The following is a 19,240-nucleotide window of genomic DNA, read 5'->3' as shown; positions in this document are numbered from 1 at the left end:
GTCATCTGCAATGGCTTAAATTTAAAAGCTAAGGTGAAAATAAAAAAAGCGAGTGGGCAATGGCCACTCGCTTTTTTGCTAATCACTCATTATTTAGCGACTTGCCTTTCACGCATTTCATCCAGCGTTTTGCAATCAATACAAAGTGTTGCAGTCGGGCGGGCTTCCAGGCGTTTGAGGCCAATCTCTATCCCACAGCCCTCGCAATAACCGTAGTCGCCGCCTTCAATATTGCGTAATGTCTCATCAATTTTCTTGATGAGCTTACGCTCGCGGTCACGGTTACGTAACTCTAAGGCCATATCCGATTCCTGGCTGGCACGGTCATTAGGGTCGGCGAAACTGGTGACTTCATCTTGCATGGTATGTACCGTGCGGTCGATATCGTGACTGAGTTCTGCTTTCCAGTTGTTCAGGATTTTCTTGAAATGTTCCTGCTGTTTCTTGTTCATATACTCCTCACCGGCCGCTGGCTGGTAAGGGGTAAAAGATTTGTTAACGGTGTCTGCCATGATGGTTCCAAAGGACGAAACTACTTGATATTACTTGCCTCAAAGGCGCTTTTTAATGCATTACGTTAATCAATAATCGCGCGAGTTTACACCGATTTTATGGCCTTGCAAAGCATCTTTGTCAATGCATGCTACCGCCATTTATTTCAGTTCTCTCAGTTCCAGAGCCTTGAGTGTGTTTTCCATCAGCGTCGCTACCGTCATTGGGCCCACGCCACCAGGCACTGGCGTAATGTATGCTGCACGTTGCCTGGCAACCTCAAACTCAACATCGCCGGCAAGTTTGCCATCAGGCAAACGGTTGATGCCGATATCCACCACAATCGCGCCAGGTTTAATCCATTCGCCTTTAATCAAGCCGGCTTTTCCGGCCGCAGCGACCACGATATCGGCCCGCAGGAGGTGTGCGGCTAAGTCTTTGGTGTGACGATGGCAGCTGGTCACCGTACAGCCTGCCAATAACAGTTCAAGCCCCATCGGGCGTCCCACATGGTTGGAAACGCCAACAACCACAGCATCCAACCCTTTGAGGTTAATGCCGCTGGCTTGCAACATTTTGATAACACCATAAGGCGTGCAGGAACGTAATTGAGGCTGACGTACCGCCAGTAACCCGATGTTATAAGGGTGAAAGCCGTCCACATCTTTGGCGGGGTCTATCATTGCCAGAATGGCGGTCTCATCGATCTGATGGGGTAGCGGCGATTGCACGAGGATGCCGTCTGTATCGGGGTCTTGATTCAATTTTCTGATCAAGTCAAACAGTTCGTCCTGGCTGAGGCTGGAAGGGTATTTATAAGCTTTTGAAACAATGCCTACCTTTTCGCAGGCAATCTGTTTGTTTCGTACATATATGGCAGAAGCAGGGTCGTCGCCTACCAGCACTACGGCCAGACATGGTGCGCGTTTAGCAGATTGCAGGCGCTGGTCGATTTTATTCTTGATTTCATCTAAAAGTTGATTGGCAATTTGCTTACCATCAATAATGTGGGCGCTCATGAGCAAAAGTTCATCGTAAAAAAGATAATTTTATCACATCGACATTGACACGATTTCAGGAAATCGGTTATATTTCCGTTTTCGGCGTGTAGCGTAGTCTGGTAGCGCGCCTGCTTTGGGAGCAGGATGTCGGGAGTTCGAATCTCTCCACGCCGACCAGTTTCTCTGGATTGCCCAATCGTCATGTAACACCTATCTGCTCGTAGCTCAACTGGATAGAGCACCAGCCTTCTAAGCTGGGGGTTACAGGTTCGATTCCTGTCGGGCAGGCCAATTAAAAGTCTCTATGGTGGCTGTAGCTCAGTTGGTAGAGTCCAGGATTGTGATTCCTGTTGTCGTGGGTTCGAGCCCCATCAGCCACCCCATTTATTTTCCTCAAATCTAAACTTCAAATTAATTGAAAAAATTGGCTCTTTTTGCCAATAAGTCTGCGCTTTGCTGCTGATAAAGTGTTCGTAAATCCTTACGCCGAACACATGACTACCCATCTAAATCTGAGCCATTTTATGCAGAGTCTTACTGATCTTACCAAGGTCAGGGAGAGTCTTGCGCTGGATCCAGCCTTGCTGACGCTCATGCAACACTGGTTAAATATTTTCGTCCTCCAACGTGAACCAGTCAGGATGCAGGTGTTATCCCGGCGTCAATTAATGTCTGTTATCGATTCCCTGGAGAGCGAGGATAAGCCTTCTGCGTTTGAGGGTTGGGAGCCTGAAAATTATGCATTGCTGCTGGCGTGTATGGATAAAGGTGCCCAGCAATATGAATGCATACAAACGCATAACGGCAAGCTGCATATTTTTCCGCTGCAGCAAAGCATTGCGCACAAGCATGCCATCTTGCTCATACAGCATGAAACGTTAGATAACGATGCGGTTAACCTGGTCAAACAATGCCTGGATATGTTTCACCACTATGCCAGCCTGATTATTGAAAATGAACGCGACGCACTCACCGGGTTGCTTAACCGCAAAACATTTGATCATTGCGTGAGCAAAATCCTGTTTAATGATTACAAGCCTGAATACAAGTTTCCCTTGCATCATTTCCTGGCAATCTTCGATATCGATTTTTTCAAGAAAATTAACGATAACTATGGTCACTTGATCGGTGACGAAGTCTTGCTGCTACTTTCCAGGCTGATGCAGGAAACCTTCCGGGAAGGCGACTTGCTGTTCCGCTTTGGCGGCGAAGAGTTTGTCGGTGTGTTTTCTTGCGCTGAAGAGGATGATATTGTTGGCTTAATGGAGCGCTTCAGGGAAACGTTGAATACGCATGTTTTCCCGCAGGTGGGCCAGGTCACCATGAGTGTAGGCTGTTCAAAAATGGCGCTTAACATACTTCCCAACACCGTGCTCGAACGCGCAGATGAGGCATTGTATTACGCCAAAGAGCATGGCCGCGACCAGATTTGCTTTTACGAGAAACTGGTTGAAAGTGGCAAACTCCAGGACAGCACCATTGAAGGCGAAATAGAACTATTTTAATGCGGTTTCCATAAGTTTTACCCTCTTGATCAATCCCTTTTCCCGATAAATCCACCAGAAAGTTGACTTTTGTTATTAACTATATTTAATATATGTTAATAATAATCAATTTTTAAAGGGGAGAGCATGCGCTTTGCTGCCATGCTATTGATGTGTTTTTGCCTAACATCCTGTGTTTCGCGTGGGATGGAGGATGTTAAACATCGCTCTGAGCTGCACTTGCCAGAACTCAGTCCAGACCTGCCTGGATCAACACAGCCTCCTGTTTATCCTGAAGTTGAAACCACAGATGTGGAAGCGCCAACCATTGCCAGGCCGCCCTTAAAATCTGCTTCGCCCACCCTGCTGGTGAATCTTGTGGTGCAAGAGGCGCCTGTGCAGGAGGTCCTCCAGGCGCTTGCCAGAGAGAGCCACCTCAATATGGATATTCACCCGGGTTTGAGGGGCAAGGTTTCATTACATGCGATACAGCAATCGATTCCAGCGATTTTGTCGCGTATCGCCAGGCAGGTCGATATGTATTATGAGTGGGGGAATGGCGTCTGGCTGATTGCACCAGATATGCCGGTTTTACGTAGTTATCGTTTGAATTACGTGAATATGACGCGTGACACAACGGGTTTTATTGGGGTAGCCAGTGAAATTAACAGTACAGGTAGGCCAGCAACAGGGTCTGCGCAAACTGGTAACAGTGCATCAGCACAATCCCAGGCATCTCCGGCAGGCAACAGCAATAGTTCGAGAACGGCAGTGGCGACACAGTCCCGCTACCATCTTTGGGAAAGTGTCGTACAAAATTTACAGGTATTGCTGGAAGAGACAGACAAAGCCACCATTGCCAGGGATGAAGTGTTAGAAAGTGCCGCATCCATATTGAATAGCGTTCCCCCAGAGGCGGCTGATGCCGGTGATACAGTCCGCCAACGTGACAGCCTCAATACGCAGTTACCTCAGGCATCAGCGAAATCCGAAAAAACCCAGCAAGCCCATGTCCGTTGGCGCGCTTCGAGATTGATCGCCAATCCTGAGACCGGCATCTTGACAGTACGCGCATCGCATATCCAGCAGGCACAGGTCAAATCTTATCTGGAATCCGTCATGCAAGTGGCGGCAAGGCAAGTATTAATCGAAGCGACCATCGTCGAAGTGGAATTAAGCAAAAGCTTTCAGATGGGCATAGACTGGAGTCGATTATCTTCAGCGGCTCAGCAACGGGGCGTTGTATTTTCGCAATCGTTAGGCAGTGAAGCGGCCCAATTCAACTCCACCACGCGTAGTTTCGAAAGCAATAATAGTAAAAACGCACTTGGCCAGAATAATGGCAGCGTGGCCTTTATGTTTGGCTACTTCAACCCGTTTAGCCGGTTTGGGAATTTGAGCGCCAGTGTCACTTTACTTGAGCAGTTCGGCAAAACCCGTGTGCTTTCGAGCCCTAAGTTAATGGTATTGAACAACCAGACCGCTATTTTGAAGGTAGTGGATAACCTGGTTTATTTCACTATTCAATCGCAAATCTCACAAAGCAGCAGCAATAACGGTGCGAATTTGCAGGCAGTGACTACCACGGCCAATACCGTACCGGTCGGGCTGGTGATGGCGGTCACGGCACAAATCAATAGTCAAAAACGGGTCAATTTGAATGTACGGCCCACTGTCTCTAAAGTGCTGCGATATATCGAAGATCCCAATCCGCAGTTGGGCAACGGCAGTAACCGCATAGTCAGCAGTATTCCGGAGATACAAGTGCGCGAAATGGAATCTGTACTCAATATTCCCAGCGGTAATGTTGCGATCCTGGGAGGGTTGATGCAGGAAGACCAAAGAGATTTCACCGACCGTGTGCCAGGGCTAGCGAGTATTCCAATCATCGGCTACGCATTTCAAGGTAAGAACCAGGCGGCGAAGAAGACTGAGCTGGTGGTGTTCTTGAGGCCGACTGTGATTGGCTTGGCGGATGTCAAGTCTGGTGACCTGAAAGCTTTCGAACTGTTGTTACCTGAGTCATTGCCCACGGATGACATTGATTTTGGAGTGGGAGAGCCATCTTGAGCAGGGTCTCGACGATATCGAAATTTTTCAGCCGCCTGTCAATTTACCCCTTCTTCAGTAGTGCATATGGCGGTGCATTGATCTCATCATCATGTAAAGCAGAAAGGGCATTGGCCGTATTGCTATGGGCAGGTATCGGATTGATTGTATTGATGACATGCATGCACATGGACACACTGTTTCCCGATGAGGATTTGCATACCCTTCAACAACTGCCACCACGTATCGCAATAACTATTGCGGCTGTACAGGCAGCACCAGAGATGGCTTTGAAAAGAAAGGATAATGACAGCTTGTTTCAACTCGTGGAAAAGGACATGCCTGTTCACCCACTACTACCTGAGTCAGTTGAGCGAGATCGCAGACCACAGGCTCCTGTGCGTCATATACGGCAGTGGCAATTACATATCCAACGTCCGGCGATCCCGGAAACACTGGTTGCCGATGGTGTAGCCAACGCGGCGAGGCAACTGCAATCCGGACAGTTGAGTTTAGCCAGGCAAGCTTTGCAGGCGGTATTAACGCAGGACCCTCATAGCGTACAAGCCATGGAAGGCATGCGTCTGGCCTCCAGGCAACTTGGCGATGTCGAAAGCGAGCAAAAGTACCTGGAAATGCTACGGCTGGAAATTCCAGGCTATGACATTGATCACAATGAAACTTTAATCAGCGGACTGGATTAGGCATGTTGATGACTACAGACAAAGCGCGATTAGGTGACTGGATGCTGGCCAAAGGCATGATCACGGTCGACCAACTGGAAATCGCATTAATCGAACAGCGGGAAAGTCGCTTGATGCTAGGACAACAACTAGTGCGGCTACATTTTGTGACAGATGCCGTCATCCGCGATGTACTAGCCCAGCATCATGCACAGGAAAGTATCGATTTACAGCAAGTGATTCCTGATCACGAAGTGCTGGCTATGGTGCCCGAGGCATTTGCCAAACAGCATCGGGTGCTGCCACTGGATATTTCCACAGACAAAAAGGTCTTGCGCGTGGCGATGGCGGAAATGAATCGCGTCATGGTACTGGATCAATTACGTTATCTGCTGGGTGGGGAAGTACAGCTTAAATCAGTATTGGCGACCGAGGCACACATTGAACAAGCCCTGGATAAATTCTATGGGCATAGTTTATCGCTGGATGCCATTTTGCATGAGATAGAGCAGGAAGCCACCCACACTCAACCCCTTTCGCAACAAGATGCTCGGCCAGTCATCCGCTTAGTCAATGCAGTGTTGGTGGATGCAGTTAAGCAGGGCGCTTCGGATATCCATTTTGAACCCGAGCAGGCGTTTCTCAGGATTCGTTACAGGATTGATGGTGTGTTGTGGCAAATCCGCAGTGTGCATGACCGTTATTGGCCTGCCATGTGCGTGCGCCTCAAAATACTGGCTGGCATGGATATCGCTGAGCAGCGTAGCCCACAAGATGGACGCGTCAACTTGTTTTTATGTGGCAGCCAGATAGATTTCAGAGTCTCAAGCCACCCCACGCTACATGGCGAAAACATCGTGCTGCGCGTGCTTGATAGAGACAAATCTATTATTCCCCTAGATGCCATGGGCTTGCGGTTGCCGCAATTGCAACTGCTCAAAAACATGCTGGAAAAGCCCGAAGGGTTATTGATACTGACTGGCCCTACCGGGAGCGGTAAAACTACCACACTGTATTCAATGCTCGGGCACCTCAACCATCCGCAAGTCAATATCATGACGCTGGAAGACCCGGTGGAATATCCACATATGCTGATGCGGCAGACATCGATCAATGAAGCCAACAAAGTGGATTTTGTGAGTGGGATCAGGGCCATATTGAGGCAGGATCCAGATATTATCCTGGTGGGCGAAGTGCGTGATGAGCCAACGGCTGCAATGGCCATCCGTGCTGCTATGACCGGCCACCTGGTCATGACGACCTTGCATACGAATAATGCGATTGCAGCCTTTGCGCGCTTGACCGACTTTGGCATTAGCCCACAAATGGCGGCAGGTAGTGTGGTGGGTGTCATTGCACAACGCTTGTTGAGGCGCTTATGCAGCGATTGCAAAGTGCAAACTTTGGCCGATGCAAAGACACAGTCATTGTTACAGTCCTTACTCCCATCTGATGGGGCTGAGCGCATGACCATTTTTGAGGCGGCTGGCTGCGAGCACTGCCGCATGAGCGGTTACCGTGGCCGGCTTGCCATTATGGAAATACTCACCATGCATCCCACGTTAGATGCCTTGCTTGCAGGACACGCCGCTACTCAACAATTACAACAACAGGCGAGACGGTATGGCTATACCACACTGGCTGAAGAGGGGATGCAACTGGTGTTGTCAGGGGAAACCAGCTTGCTGGAGTTGCGCCGGGTAGTCGATATCAGTGCCTGTTTTGAAGAGGCAGATGCATGACTGCCTATCGCTACACTGCGATTGATCATGATGGACGCCAGCAGCGCGGAGTCATGCAAGCCCCAAGTGAGCAGGCGCTAGAAGCTAGCTTAAAAGCGCAAGGACTGGAATTGCTCACTGTGAAGATCGGGCAACCGGTCAACTGGCTTCAACCGCGTATCAAGTCTCAGCATTTGATTCAGTTCTGTATTCAGATACAGCAGTTGTTGCAAGCGGGTGTCCCGTTATTGCAATCACTGGAAGAGTTGGCCGGGCAAAGTCAGCACCCCTCGTTGTCTAAAGCATTGAGGGCGTTACAGCATGAGTTGGAAGCCGGAAAGTTACTGTCACAAGCTTTGCAAGCGCAGCCAAATGTGTTTCCCGCATTTATTGGTAACCTGGTCGCTGCGGGCGAACACACTGGGCAACTGCCCGAGATCTTCGGGCATCTCGCACAGACCTTGCAATGGCAAGCGGATTTGATATCGCAAACGCGGCGTGGCCTTACTTATCCAGCGTTGTTATGCGTGATGGTGTGCATAGCCGCCACCGTCATGCTGACATTTTTGGTGCCACAGATGGTGGGCTTCCTACAGAGCTTAGGTCAAGAATTACCATGGTCTACACGCCTGTTGCTTGGCTTGTCTGATTGGGCAATCGCTTATGGTGGAGTTAGCTTGATTTTGTTGACACTGCTGGCGTTCTGCCTGCGATTCGCTGTGAAACGCTCACCGGCATTTGCATTCTATTGCGGCCAAAAAATCTTAAAACTGCCAGTGCTGGGACGGTTGTTACATCAGCTGGTGCTGACCAGATTATGCCGTTTTCTGGGGTTGATGTACCAAACGGGAATCCCGCTGCTGCAGGCGCTTGAGTGGTGCCAGCCACTTTTGCAAAATCGGGTGATGGCACAGGCTTTGAGTCAGGTGCATCAGCGTGTTCAAAGCGGTGAGAGCTTAGCTGCCAGTTTTGCTGCGGCAGGCTGGTTTCCTCCACTGCTGGTACGCATGATACGTGTTGGGGAAACCACGGGTGCCTTGGATCGCATGTTGTCCCAGCAGGCGACCTTTTACGATAGAGAGGTGCAGGCACACATGCAATCTCTTTTGCAACTGCTGGAACCTGTATTGACCATGTTACTTGGGCTGATGCTGCTATTTTTAATGGCGGCCGTCATGCTTCCTGTGTATGACAGCTTTTCAACATTGCGGTACTAACACATGGCACAACAGCAGCTTGTTGTCTTGATAAGGCATGATCAATGGCGAGTAATGCATTTTAGAGGGTCGCGATATCTCTCTCTGAATGTGTTCGCGGCAAATGCGGAAAATCAGTTATTGCTGCTGGATTTGCTTAAGCAGTATGCGGAAGCGATAGTGTATTTTTTAACCGATGTTACTGATGAACAGTATCACGTTGAAGTGTTGCCGCACGTCAGCGGGGCTGCCCGTAAACAATTGCTGGCACGCAGATTAGCTGCCTGGCCGTTCGCACAAGGATTGCATGCTGTACATAAATTAGACAGCGTAAAAAATGTGCGTAAAGAAGAGCGCTACCTGTTTTCAGCTATCCATTACCCGCCATTGCGCGATTGGCTGCAGGCACTGCAACAGCAAACTATCCGTGTGCGCGGGGTGTATACCCAGGCATTATGTTTTCCTTGTGTGATCTCAAGTCTGAAAACGGCGGATACACACTGCTTGTATGTTTATTTTGAAAAGCAGCAACTCCGCATGCATTACCTGTATAAGGCAAAACTTGTTTTCAGCCGCCTGATGACACTATCGTTTAATGGGCCCTCGTACTCGCGTATCAGCAATGAGGTCGCCCAGACACGCTTGTATTTGATCAACCAGCAGTGGCTGCATGAAAATGAGCCACTGCATTTGGTTTGGTTGAGTGAAGATGTAGATGCCATTGGATTATCCACTGGGCAATTGCCGGCTTCTATCAAACAAACGAGCAAGACCTTTGCGGATGTGATTCTTCGACCTCACCAAGCGCGCGTTCCCGACCAGATAAGTGTAGTTGACTGGGCCACCGTGCAAGTCGTGTTGCGTGACCGGCACCTGCCAAATTTTGCACCAGAAGCTAATCTGCTGGGTGATCGTATCCAGCGCGCCAAACGCAATATCAGTGTGGCGGGCGGGGTGATGATCAGTGCATGCCTGGTGATAGGCTTGCTCAGTCAGCAAGCCATAAAAAATACCCAATTCCGCATCCAGCAAACTAACACAAAAATTAGCCAGTGGCAGTCAGCCAAGCCCGCATGGGGATTTGCTGACGCAGATTTGCCCCGCCTACAAACATTATCTTTAGGCATACAGCGGATTGAGTCTGCGGCACGTCTGCCGGACAGGGCTTTGGCGATGCTGCAAGAGGTAATCACCAATCAAAAATCCTGGAGGGTTAAGAAGATTGAATGGCATTATGCACCCGAGCTTGATCAAGCTGCGCAGCCAGATAATCTGTGGTATGAACATGTGTCGGTCACATTTTCCAAAAAGGAAACTGCCACCGCTGTAAATGCCCATCAGGAATGGCAATTATTACTTGATCAATTTCGTCAGCACCCTGACCTGTTCGAGTTAAAAGAAATACATTCTTCGCCCATCTCTGACCGACCTGAACAACAAGGAGATACTCGCCAATTATCGCTGCCTGATGACCAGCCAACTATCCATATACGCTTACGTACACTCGAAAAGGCAGCGGCATGATAAGCAACCCTTATTGGCTGGGGCTGCGCTGGTTTTTATTTTACTGGATGCTAGTCAGTATTCTGGGGGCAATATCCATCGGTATGATGTTTTCAAAACAAGCTGAAGTAAGTGACATATTCCTTCATCTTCAGCAGAAATTGCATGTTTTAGAGCAACAGGTTATGCAGCAGTCGACTTATCAGAGGGAAGCTAATTTTTATTTCTCAAACAAAGCACGATGGGACGAGCAGGGGATGTCTAAAACTGCCAATCCCGCTTTGTGGGTCAGTTCCTGGATGACAATGCAACAGCAAGCACATCTGTCACATATGCAATTCGACATCCAGCCTGCAAAATCTTGTGAAAGTGCAGCCTGCAATCAATTTTTGCCAGGCTATACCATTGCAGGTTTATCAATGACACTGACACCAGTCAATATGCACTGGTCAGTCAACAATGAAGCAGAGGTTCTCGCTTGGTTGCAGCAGTTACAACATCAATATGCCGATATGCTGTTGGTACATGGCTGTACATGGTCTGTTGCTGAATCCACGGATTCAATTGCAGCACAATGTGAATTACGCTGGTTTAACTTTCCCGATTTATTTCCGCGTTTGTTAAGCGACACATGAAGCAAACAATAAAGCTTCAGCGTGGCGTTACCGCCTGGGTCATCCTCTTGATATTGGCGGGACTGGCCGGCTATGCGTTACAAGCCTCGTTGAAATATCCGCTTAACCAGTCAGTCATGCAAAAAACGCTGGCATCACTGGCGTTAGCTCAGCAGGCATTGCTCGCTTATGCCAACCAGCCGCTGGGCGTGACCCAGTGTGAAATGAACTGCCAGCGGCCCGGTGATTTGCCTTGCCCAGACCGCAACAATGACGGCCTGGCAGAAACCAGTTGCAGTAACACGGCACGTTTGGGACGACTTCCATGGAAAACGCTCGGCCTGGGCGATATCAGGGATGGTAGTGGTGAGCGCTTGTGGTATGCCGTCTCCGAGCGATATAAGAATAATCCGCGCATGCTGCCATTGAATACGGAGACAGCAGGGAGTTGGAGTGTCATTTCTACAAGTGGAATAGGTTGGGATGCGACACTAGGAAACGGAGTCGTGGCCGTCATTATTGCACCTATGCAACCGCTTGCCCGGAAAGATGGTTGGGTGCAACAACGCAATGACACGAGTGCTGATGGTATCAAGAATTATCTTGATATGGCCGACCTTGGAGACAATGCCAGCCCTGTAGAAACCTCGGTGAATGGTTTTGTGCAGGCGCCAGCTTCAATAAATTTTAATGATGTTGTATGGCCGGTGACCACATCGACCATGCATAGACAAATGCAGCAGCAGGTACTTTCGGAGGTCAAGCGCGCCTTGCGATGCAGCTCCAGCCCATGTACCGCTTTGCCGACGGCTGCAGCAGTGGAAGATAGTAGCTGCCTAGGCGCACAATCATTAACTGCCGGGCAATGTTCGCCAGCATCATCAGGGTTGGGAAGACTGCCACTGGATAATGCCACACAGTGGCCTTTGGCATTGCAGCATATGCTGAATGGTGATGCACGACACCATTGGTTTCAGCAAAATGGTTGGCGTGAGCAGGTCTTTTATCAGCCGGGGTCACCCAGGGCTACAGTGATAATGGCAGGCGAAAAGTTACCTTCACAAATGCGGAATACCAGCTTAGAAAAAACTAATCTAGCCGCTTATCTTGAGGCAAGTACCTTGCAAAAGTTGCAAATACCTAGTGCGGCGGCAGTGGAGTTGGTCAGCAATGACAGCTTTGAACGGTGAATGTAGCCATGATTGATCAGGGTTTAATCAAGCAGATGAATCGGGTGTCTAAACCTTATGCAACGGGTTTCAGTTTGCTGGAACTGGCGATTGCGCTGGTGATACTCAGCTTGATGATGGGCTGGTTAATGACGCCATTGCGGGTGCAACACAGCCTGCAAAACTATCAGCAAACTGAGCAGAGATTACAAATGGCGCAGCAGTCATTGCTGGGGCATGCAGTCATTCACCGCTACCTGCCATGCCCAGATACCGATAACCCACCGGATGGCTGGGAGAATGTATTGCCTAACCAAAGTTGTGCCAGTGATGAGGGGATGCTGCCGTGGATGCAACTCGGCTTGGTCGCAACAGATGCCTGGGGGCGTTATTTCCGCTATCGGGCAGACAGCACATTTACGCACCATGCGCAGTGGTTTTCAATCACGGCGGCGGAAAATGCCAGTAATGTCCAAGTGGTGGGAGAGGCGGGTGTGGTGACCAGTTTACCCAGTCGACCCGCTGCCATTGTGCTTTCGCATGGCGAAAATGGCTTGGGTGGCATACAATCCGTTTCTGGTGGGCAGAGTCACGCCATGGGTGCTGCTGTTCATCCGGACGAACAGGAAAACACCGATGGCGATCTCACATTTGTTGATAAAGCCTATCAGCAAACCGCTAACGCTGTATTCGATGACAGGCTGATCATGCTTTCCCCCAAAGTACTGATCCAGCAAATGGTGCTGGCGCAACGACTGCCCTGAATAACGGAATATATCTAACAGGTATGCAAGACAATTTATTGCTACGCTATAGCCGGCACATCATGCTGCCGCAGATCGAATATGCCGGTCAGGAAACACTGACCCAAAGTCATGCACTGATCATAGGCGCGGGCGGGTTGGGCGCACCGGTAGCCATGTATCTGGCAGCGGCTGGTGTGGGTACATTGACTATCTGTGACTTTGACCAGGTGGATATAACCAATTTGCAGCGGCAGATTATTCATACCACTAATGCAGTCGGGCAGAACAAAGCGCTATCCGCGCAGGCTGCCATTGCGCAATTGAACCCGGAGATCACCGTCAATACGGTACTTACGCGAATGACTGAACAGGAGGCTGCTGTACGTGTGTCTGCCGCCGATGTGGTGATTGATTGCTCGGATAATTTTGCTACCCGTTATCTGCTGAATCAGTTATGTTTTAACACTAAAACGCCACTGGTTTCTGGCGCTGCTATCCGTTTTGAAGGTCAATTGAGCGTGTTCGATTTCCGGCATGCAGAGTCGCCTTGTTATCACTGCCTGTACCCGGATGTGGGTGATGACCAGGAACTGAGGTGTGCTGATAATGGTGTATTTGCACCTTTAGTAGGCATGATAGGCTCCACGCAGGCGGCTGAAGCCATTAAGGTGTTACTGGACATGGGCCAGACCATGCAAGGCCGCTTGTTATTGCTGGATGCTTTAAGCGCAGAATGGCGCACGATCAAATTATCCAGAGATCCTGGCTGCAAGGTATGCGGTCATTCAGGTTTAGCTTGATCAGGGTTTGCTTGATCAGCTGCTGCTGGCAAATTTTCCATTAACTCTTTCACCAGTTCACCAATATCCCACTCACAGCCACCACAACCGCTGAGTGCACCGGAATATCGCGAAATAGCATCCAGGTCCTTGCCTTGTTTGACCAGGTCCTGGATCAAGCCGCGTGTCGTGCCACTGCAACTGCACATCACTTCATCGGGCGAGTCGTCTTTTAGTTCAGCCATTGCCGGTCGTTGAGGTAAAACTGCATTTTACCGCCAGCGTATCTCACATGCCAGCGCCGGATTGTCACTATTGCTTGCCGCAAACGTAAAAGCCCGTTAGCATCGTTGGCAATATCATTTGGGGGCATGTCATGAGCAAAGGCGTCCGCTTATCAGAAAAATGGTTTAACCGGGCCTTGTGGATGGTGGCGATTGTATTTGCCCTGTTTCTCACCGGGCTGGGCAAGAATGTCATCGGAGATTTGCCGCGTGTAGAAACCAGCTACACCACCGAAAATTTCGTCAATCACAGAGAAATAGATCCACTTCGGGCAGAGCTCAAAGTACTTTCCAGGCAGCATCAAACGCTTGCCGATGAACTGGAACAAGTCAATTTGCAGCTGATCATCCGGCAAAAAGATTACCAGGCAGCCCGCATGACTTTTGATAACTGGGTCTCGGCCAGGGATGTCACCGATGAGGTGGATGACCTGGTTGGCCGCACACGTACACTGGACGCGCTAAAGAAGCTGGAACGCGATGCTGAAAGGGCGATTGAGGATATCCAGCAAAAGCAGACGAATATCTCCCAGCGGGAGACGCAACTGCTGGCACAGGAAAATGCCCTTGAGGAGATTGCTCGGCAGCAATTTGTTGATGCTCACGAGGATCAGGAGTTGCGCGTATTTTTATACCGCTTGTTGCTGACCTTGCCGCTACTGATATTGGCTGCGTGGCTGTTTGCCAATAAAAGAAAATCCCAGTACTGGCCTTTTGTCTGGGGGTTTATCATCTTTGCCTTGATGGCTTTCTTCGTCGAGCTGGTACCCTACCTGCCGGATTATGGCGGCTATGTGCGGTACACCGTCGGTATCCTGCTGACGGTGGTGGGGGGTAAGTATGCGATTGCAGCATTGCAACAGTATCTGCAACAACAGAAGCTGGCCGAATCGCAGCCTGAGTTTCTACGCCGTGAAGAGTTGGGATACGACACGGCCCTGGCCAGACTTGCCAAGAGTGTGTGCCCGGGTTGCGAGCGCAATGTGGACCTGAAAAATGAAAGCAATGACTTTTGTACGCATTGCGGTATTTGCCTGCATAACTATTGCAGTGCCTGCCACGCACGCAAAAACGCATTCGCTAAATTTTGCCACAAGTGTGGTGCCGTTGCCTGAGGCATCCTGACCAGGAAGGCTGTGATCCGGAACACCGTGACCTAAGTCCAGGCCACGGTATTGCAAACTAATAGAGATCTTGTAATCTGAAAATTACTTCAGTTTTGCCAGTTGTGCCTGTAGCTTTTCCAGATTGGCACTAAACTCGGCCAGACGCGCTTTTTCCTGCTCCACCACGGCAGCCGGGGCGCGGGCTACAAAACTCTCATTCCCCAGTTTGCTGCTGGCTTTGGTGATTTCACCTTGCAGGCGGGCGATTTCCTTGCCCAAACGCTCTTTCTCGGCGGCCACATCAATTTCTACTTTTAACATTAGCCTGAAGTCGGCCGCCAGCATCACTGGTGCATCCGCTTCTGGTAATTCAGCCACGATATCCACATTTTCCAGCTTGGCCAGTGACTTGAGATAAGGCGCAAAAGCGGCCAATTGCGTGGCATCACCCGCCGCGATCAATGGTACTTTCGCCGCAGGTGAGATGCTCATTTCGCCACGCAGGCTACGACAGGCTTCCACCGCGGTTTTCAGCGTTGCTACCCATACTTCGGCTTCTTCATCTATTTTTTCCAGATCGGCTTTGGGGTAAGCCTGCAGCATAATGCTTTCTGTGCCACGTGACTTGTCTTTCAATTGAGTCATTGGCGCTACGGTCTGCCAGATTTCCTCGGTCACAAACGGAATGATCGGGTGGGCGAGGCGCAAGATGGTTTCCAGTACACGCAACAAAGTTCGGCGTGTGGCGCGTTGTTCGGCTTCGCTGCCACCCTGAATTTGCACTTTGGCGATTTCCAGGTACCAGTCGCAATACTGGTCCCAGACGAACTCGTAGATGGCCTTGGCGGCCAGGTCAAAACGGTAATCGTTAAATGCGCGTTCAACTTCTGCTTCGGTGCGCTGCAACAGGCTCACGATCCAGCGGTCAGCCTGGCTGAATTTACGGCCGCCGTCTTCACAACTATCCACGCCAAAGCCGTTATCCTGGCCTTCAGTATTCATCAACACAAACCGGGTGGCGTTCCACAGTTTGTTGCAGAAGTTGCGGTAACCTTCGCAGCGTTGCAGGTCAAACTTGATGTCGCGTCCCGGTGAAGCCAGGCTGGCAAAGGTGAAGCGGAGTGCATCCGTACCATACGCGGCAATACCCTCGGGGAACTCCTTGCGCGTGCGCTTCTCGATTTTTTCCGCATCTTTCGGGTTCATCAGGCCGGTGGTGCGTTTGCCCACCAGAGATTCCAGGTCAATGCCATCGATCAGGTCTATCGGGTCCAGCACATTGCCTTTGGACTTGGACATCTTCTGGCCTTCAGCGTCGCGGATCAGGCCGTGCACGTATACATGCTTGAACGGAATCTTGCCTGTGATGTGCTTGGTCATCATCACCATGCGCGCCACCCAGAAGAAAATAATATCAAAACCGGTCACCAGCACTGAGGAGGGCAGGAACTGCTGTAAAGCCTGATTCTGTGCATCAATCGCTTCGTCGCCGGTCCAGTCCAGGGTCGAGAATGGCCATAAAGCAGACGAGTACCAGGTATCCAGTACATCGTTGTCGCGAGTCAGTGCGCCAGTGTAACCATCCTTGGCCGCCAGCGCTTTGGCTTCAGCTTCATCATGCGCCACATACACTTTACCGTCATCGCTATACCAGGCAGGAATCTGATGACCCCACCACAGCTGGCGTGAAATACACCAGTCCTGGATATTGTTCAGCCACTGGTTATAGGTATTCACCCAGTTCTCCGGGTAGAACTTGATCTCGCCACTAGCGACCACTTCCAGTGCTTTCTCGGTAATGCTTTTGCCATCTTCGCCGGGCTTGCTCATCCCCACAAACCACTGGTCGGTCAGCATGGGTTCGATCACCACATTGGTACGGTCACCACGTGGCACTTTCAATTTGTGTTTTTCAACTTTTACCAGGAAGCCGCCAGCCTCCAGGTCGGCAACCACTTGCTTGCGGGCAGCAAAACGCTCCAGGCCTACCAGGTTGGCTGGTAAAGTAATCGCGGTTTTGGCGCTGCCATCAGCGGCATGCACTTCAGCTTGCTCTGGTACAAAGCCTTGCAGGTTCAGGATGATAATCTTGTCCAGACCTTGCCGCTGACCGACCATATTGTCGTTAAAGTCATGCGCTGGCGTCACTTTCACTACACCGGTACCAAACTCTTTATCCACGTACTCATCGGCAATCACCGGAATTTCACGGTCGCACAAAGGCAGGGAAACCCTCTTGCCAATCAAATGTGTATAACGCGCATCTTCCGGGTTCACCATCACCGCCACGTCACCCAGCATCGTTTCCGGACGCGTGGTTGCGACAGTCAGCTTGCCAGAACCATCCGCCAGCGGATAGGTGATATGCCACATGGAGCCGTCTTCTTCTTCCTGCACCACTTCCAGGTCAGATACTGCCGTGCCCAGTTTCACATCCCAGTTCACCAGGCGTTTGCCGCGGTAAATCAGGCCTTCATTGAACAGGCGGACAAAGGTTTCGGTGACCACTTTATTGAGGCCAGCATCCATGGTGAAACGCTCACGGCTCCAGTCAGGCGAGGTGCCTAAACGGCGCATTTGCTGGGTGATGGTGCCACCGGAATATTCTTTCCACTCCCAGACTTTTTCCAGGAATTTTTCGCGACCTAAGTCATGGCGACTCACACCTTGCGCATCCAACTGGCGCTCCACTACTATCTGTGTGGCAATACCGGCGTGATCTGTCCCTGGTTGCCACAAGGTATTGTCGCCGCGCATGCGGTGATAACGGGTCAGGGCATCCATAATGGTCTGGTTGAAACCATGGCCCATATGCAAGGTGCCGGTGACGTTAGGTGGCGGTAGCAGGATGCAGAAGTTATCTTTTACTTCTTGGTTCATGCCGGCGGCATAAAAGCCTTTGCTTTCCCAGAAGGCATACCATTGGCTTTCTATGCTTTTAGGGTCAAACGATTTGGCAAGTTCGCGTGCAGGAGTGGAATTTTGTGTAGGGGTAATCATGCGCCTGATTTTACCATAGGCCGGCCTTTGCTTTGATGCCTGAGCTTGCCTTTGCTACAGATTCTGCTGCTCAGTTAACCCAAAGCATTCTGGAGTGTCATATCTGCAATCGGCAGACAATGCTAATATGCAAAGCTAACTCTTTAATTTGGTAAATGCAGTGGGGATATTTGATATGGATATCATGTGGATCTGGTGCGGGCTAGGCCTGATTTTGCTGTGCCTGGAAATGATGACCGGCACAATGTATCTGCTGTGGCCCGGCATGGCGGCGTTGGCAATGGCCTTGCTGGCCTGGTTGTTACCTGCATTTAGCACGCCGTGGCAGATAGTTATCTATGCGATCTTCTCGGTGTTGGCGGTGGCGATCTGGCGCAAGCGCGAGAAAACACACCCCACCCCGCGCGTCGGGCAAGCACAGGGTGAGGAGATCGGCCGCGAAGGCGTCATCATCCATGCAGTCACCCCAGCCCAATCCGGGCTTATCCGTTTCAGCCAGGGCGTGATGGGAAGCAAGGAGTGGTCAGCGGTAGCGGATGTTGAAATCGCAGCCAATCAACCCGCCAGGATTGTGGCTGTCGAAGGCAATAGCGTGCGTGTTGTGCCGATTTAATCAGTAGCAGGTAAAGTCATCACGAGTTGCTAAGACATAAGCAACTCAAACATTGTTAATTAAGGAGTCCACATGGAAATCAGCATTATCGTATTGATACTGGCGATCATCGCCATCGTCAAAGGCGTTCGTATCGTCCCGCAGGGTGAGGAATGGGTGGTTGAGCGCTTAGGTAAATTTGCCGGCATCATCAGCCCGGGTTTGCACGTGATCAATCCGATACTGAGCAGAGTCAGCTATAAGGTCACCACCAAAGACATTATTCTGGATATTCCGGAGCAGGAAGTGATCACCCGTGACAATGCGGTGATCCTTGCTAACGCAGTGGCCTTTATCAAAGTATCGAATATCGAACGTGCCGTGTATGGCATTGAAAATTTCAGGGAAGCGATGCGCAATATGGTGCAGACCAATTTGCGCTCTATCATCGGTGGCATGGATTTAAACCATGCATTGACTTCACGCGACCGGATCAAAGCCGAATTGAAGATGGCGATTGCTGATGAAGCCCTCGACTGGGGCCTGACCGTTAAAAGTGTGGAAATCCAGGATATCAAGCCATCCTCAAACATGCAGGATGCAATGGAACGCCAGGCAGCTGCAGAGCGTGAACGCGTAGCGGTAGTCACTGAAGCGGAAGGCGCCAAGCAGTCACTTATTTTAAATGCTGAAGCTCGCCTGGAAGGTGCCCGTAAAGATGCCGAGGCGCAACTGGTTGCCGCCAACGCGTCCGCTGAAGCGATTAAACTGATTGCGCAGGCCGTGAAAGAAAACGATACATCAGCGACTTTCTTGCTGGG

General features: G+C 50.4%; 17 protein-coding genes and 3 tRNA genes. 16 read left to right on the top strand and 4 right to left on the bottom strand.

All coding sequences use genetic code 11. The features are described 5' to 3' along the window. Positions 1–89 precede the first annotated feature (89 nt). Both dksA and folD read right to left on the bottom strand, forming a co-directional pair. Entirely contained in the window at positions 90–512 is a 423-nt protein-coding gene (gene dksA / locus VK958_RS09730; protein ID WP_055830414.1) for an RNA polymerase-binding protein DksA, read from the bottom strand. A gap of 141 nt (positions 513–653) precedes the next feature. Beyond that, complete coding sequence (gene folD, locus VK958_RS09725) at positions 654–1,511, bottom strand: bifunctional methylenetetrahydrofolate dehydrogenase/methenyltetrahydrofolate cyclohydrolase FolD (protein WP_325240990.1); 858 nt, start codon at positions 1,509–1,511, stop codon at positions 654–656. Positions 1,512–1,593: 82 nt separating this feature from the next. On the opposite strand from folD, the gene VK958_RS09720 reads away from it, so the two are divergent. The 13 genes from VK958_RS09720 to VK958_RS09660 all read left to right on the top strand — a co-directional run bounded on the left by VK958_RS09720 (position 1,594) and on the right by VK958_RS09660 (position 13,458). Continuing rightward, a tRNA-Pro gene (locus VK958_RS09720) sits at positions 1,594–1,670 on the top strand. Between the two features lie 37 nt (positions 1,671–1,707). After that, positions 1,708–1,784, top strand: a tRNA-Arg gene (locus tag VK958_RS09715). Positions 1,785–1,800: 16 nt separating this feature from the next. After that, positions 1,801–1,876, top strand: a tRNA-His gene (locus VK958_RS09710). A 111-nt stretch (positions 1,877–1,987) separates the two neighbouring features. Next, a complete protein-coding gene (locus VK958_RS09705) occupies positions 1,988–2,998 on the top strand; it encodes a GGDEF domain-containing protein (RefSeq protein WP_325240989.1) in 1,011 nt (336 codons plus the stop codon). 219 nt (positions 2,999–3,217) lie between these two features. Further along, complete coding sequence (locus VK958_RS09700) at positions 3,218–5,047, top strand: type II secretion system protein GspD (RefSeq protein ID WP_325240988.1); 1,830 nt, start codon at positions 3,218–3,220, stop codon at positions 5,045–5,047. A 167-nt stretch (positions 5,048–5,214) separates the two neighbouring features. Next, positions 5,215–5,730, top strand: coding sequence for a hypothetical protein (locus VK958_RS09695; protein WP_325240987.1), 516 nt, complete (start codon positions 5,215–5,217; stop codon positions 5,728–5,730). Positions 5,731–5,732: 2 nt separating this feature from the next. Then, a complete protein-coding gene (locus VK958_RS09690) occupies positions 5,733–7,451 on the top strand; it encodes a GspE/PulE family protein (protein WP_325240986.1) in 1,719 nt (572 codons plus the stop codon). Beyond that, the gene (locus VK958_RS09685; RefSeq protein WP_325240985.1) at positions 7,448–8,647 is read left to right on the top strand and encodes a type II secretion system F family protein; all 1,200 of its coding nucleotides are present in this window, start codon (positions 7,448–7,450) and stop codon (positions 8,645–8,647) included. Before VK958_RS09690 ends, VK958_RS09685 begins: the two co-directional genes overlap by 4 nt. A 54-nt stretch (positions 8,648–8,701) precedes the next feature. Next, positions 8,702–10,150, top strand: coding sequence for a hypothetical protein (locus VK958_RS09680; RefSeq protein WP_325240984.1), 1,449 nt, complete (start codon positions 8,702–8,704; stop codon positions 10,148–10,150). Continuing rightward, positions 10,147–10,764, top strand: coding sequence for a hypothetical protein (locus VK958_RS09675; protein WP_325240983.1), 618 nt, complete (start codon positions 10,147–10,149; stop codon positions 10,762–10,764). The genes VK958_RS09680 and VK958_RS09675 overlap by 4 nt, the downstream gene beginning before the upstream one ends. Continuing rightward, positions 10,761–11,933, top strand: a complete 1,173-nt coding sequence (locus VK958_RS09670) for a hypothetical protein (RefSeq protein WP_325240982.1) — start codon at positions 10,761–10,763, stop codon at positions 11,931–11,933. The genes VK958_RS09675 and VK958_RS09670 overlap by 4 nt, the downstream gene beginning before the upstream one ends. Positions 11,934–11,941: 8 nt before the next feature. Further along, positions 11,942–12,676: a type II secretion system protein gene (locus tag VK958_RS09665; RefSeq protein WP_325240981.1), complete on the top strand. Its 735-nt coding sequence runs from the start codon at positions 11,942–11,944 to the stop codon at positions 12,674–12,676. 23 nt (positions 12,677–12,699) lie between these two features. After that, positions 12,700–13,458, top strand: a complete 759-nt coding sequence (locus tag VK958_RS09660; RefSeq protein ID WP_325240980.1) for a HesA/MoeB/ThiF family protein — start codon at positions 12,700–12,702, stop codon at positions 13,456–13,458. On the opposite strand, the gene VK958_RS09655 is transcribed toward VK958_RS09660, so the two are convergent. Next, a complete protein-coding gene (locus VK958_RS09655; protein ID WP_325240979.1) occupies positions 13,440–13,682 on the bottom strand; it encodes a (2Fe-2S)-binding protein in 243 nt (80 codons plus the stop codon). The genes VK958_RS09660 and VK958_RS09655 overlap by 19 nt on opposite strands. Positions 13,683–13,813: 131 nt before the next feature. On the opposite strand from VK958_RS09655, the gene VK958_RS09650 reads away from it, so the two are divergent. Further along, a complete protein-coding gene (locus VK958_RS09650) occupies positions 13,814–14,836 on the top strand; it encodes a serine endopeptidase (protein WP_325240978.1) in 1,023 nt (340 codons plus the stop codon). A gap of 93 nt (positions 14,837–14,929) precedes the next feature. On the opposite strand, the gene VK958_RS09645 is transcribed toward VK958_RS09650, so the two are convergent. Further along, entirely contained in the window at positions 14,930–17,827 is a 2,898-nt protein-coding gene (locus tag VK958_RS09645) for a valine--tRNA ligase (RefSeq protein ID WP_325240977.1), read from the bottom strand. Between the two features lie 175 nt (positions 17,828–18,002). On the opposite strand from VK958_RS09645, the gene VK958_RS09640 reads away from it, so the two are divergent. Beyond that, positions 18,003–18,440, top strand: a complete 438-nt coding sequence (locus VK958_RS09640) for an NfeD family protein (RefSeq protein WP_325240976.1) — start codon at positions 18,003–18,005, stop codon at positions 18,438–18,440. Between the two features lie 72 nt (positions 18,441–18,512). Next, on the top strand, positions 18,513–19,240 hold a 728-nt coding region (locus VK958_RS09635), incomplete at its 3' end, for an SPFH domain-containing protein (protein WP_325240975.1).

Source organism: Methylophilus sp. (genome assembly GCF_035460085.1).
Taxonomy (GTDB): domain Bacteria; phylum Pseudomonadota; class Gammaproteobacteria; order Burkholderiales; family Methylophilaceae; genus Methylophilus.
This window is presented reverse-complemented; position numbering and strand designations above follow the sequence as displayed.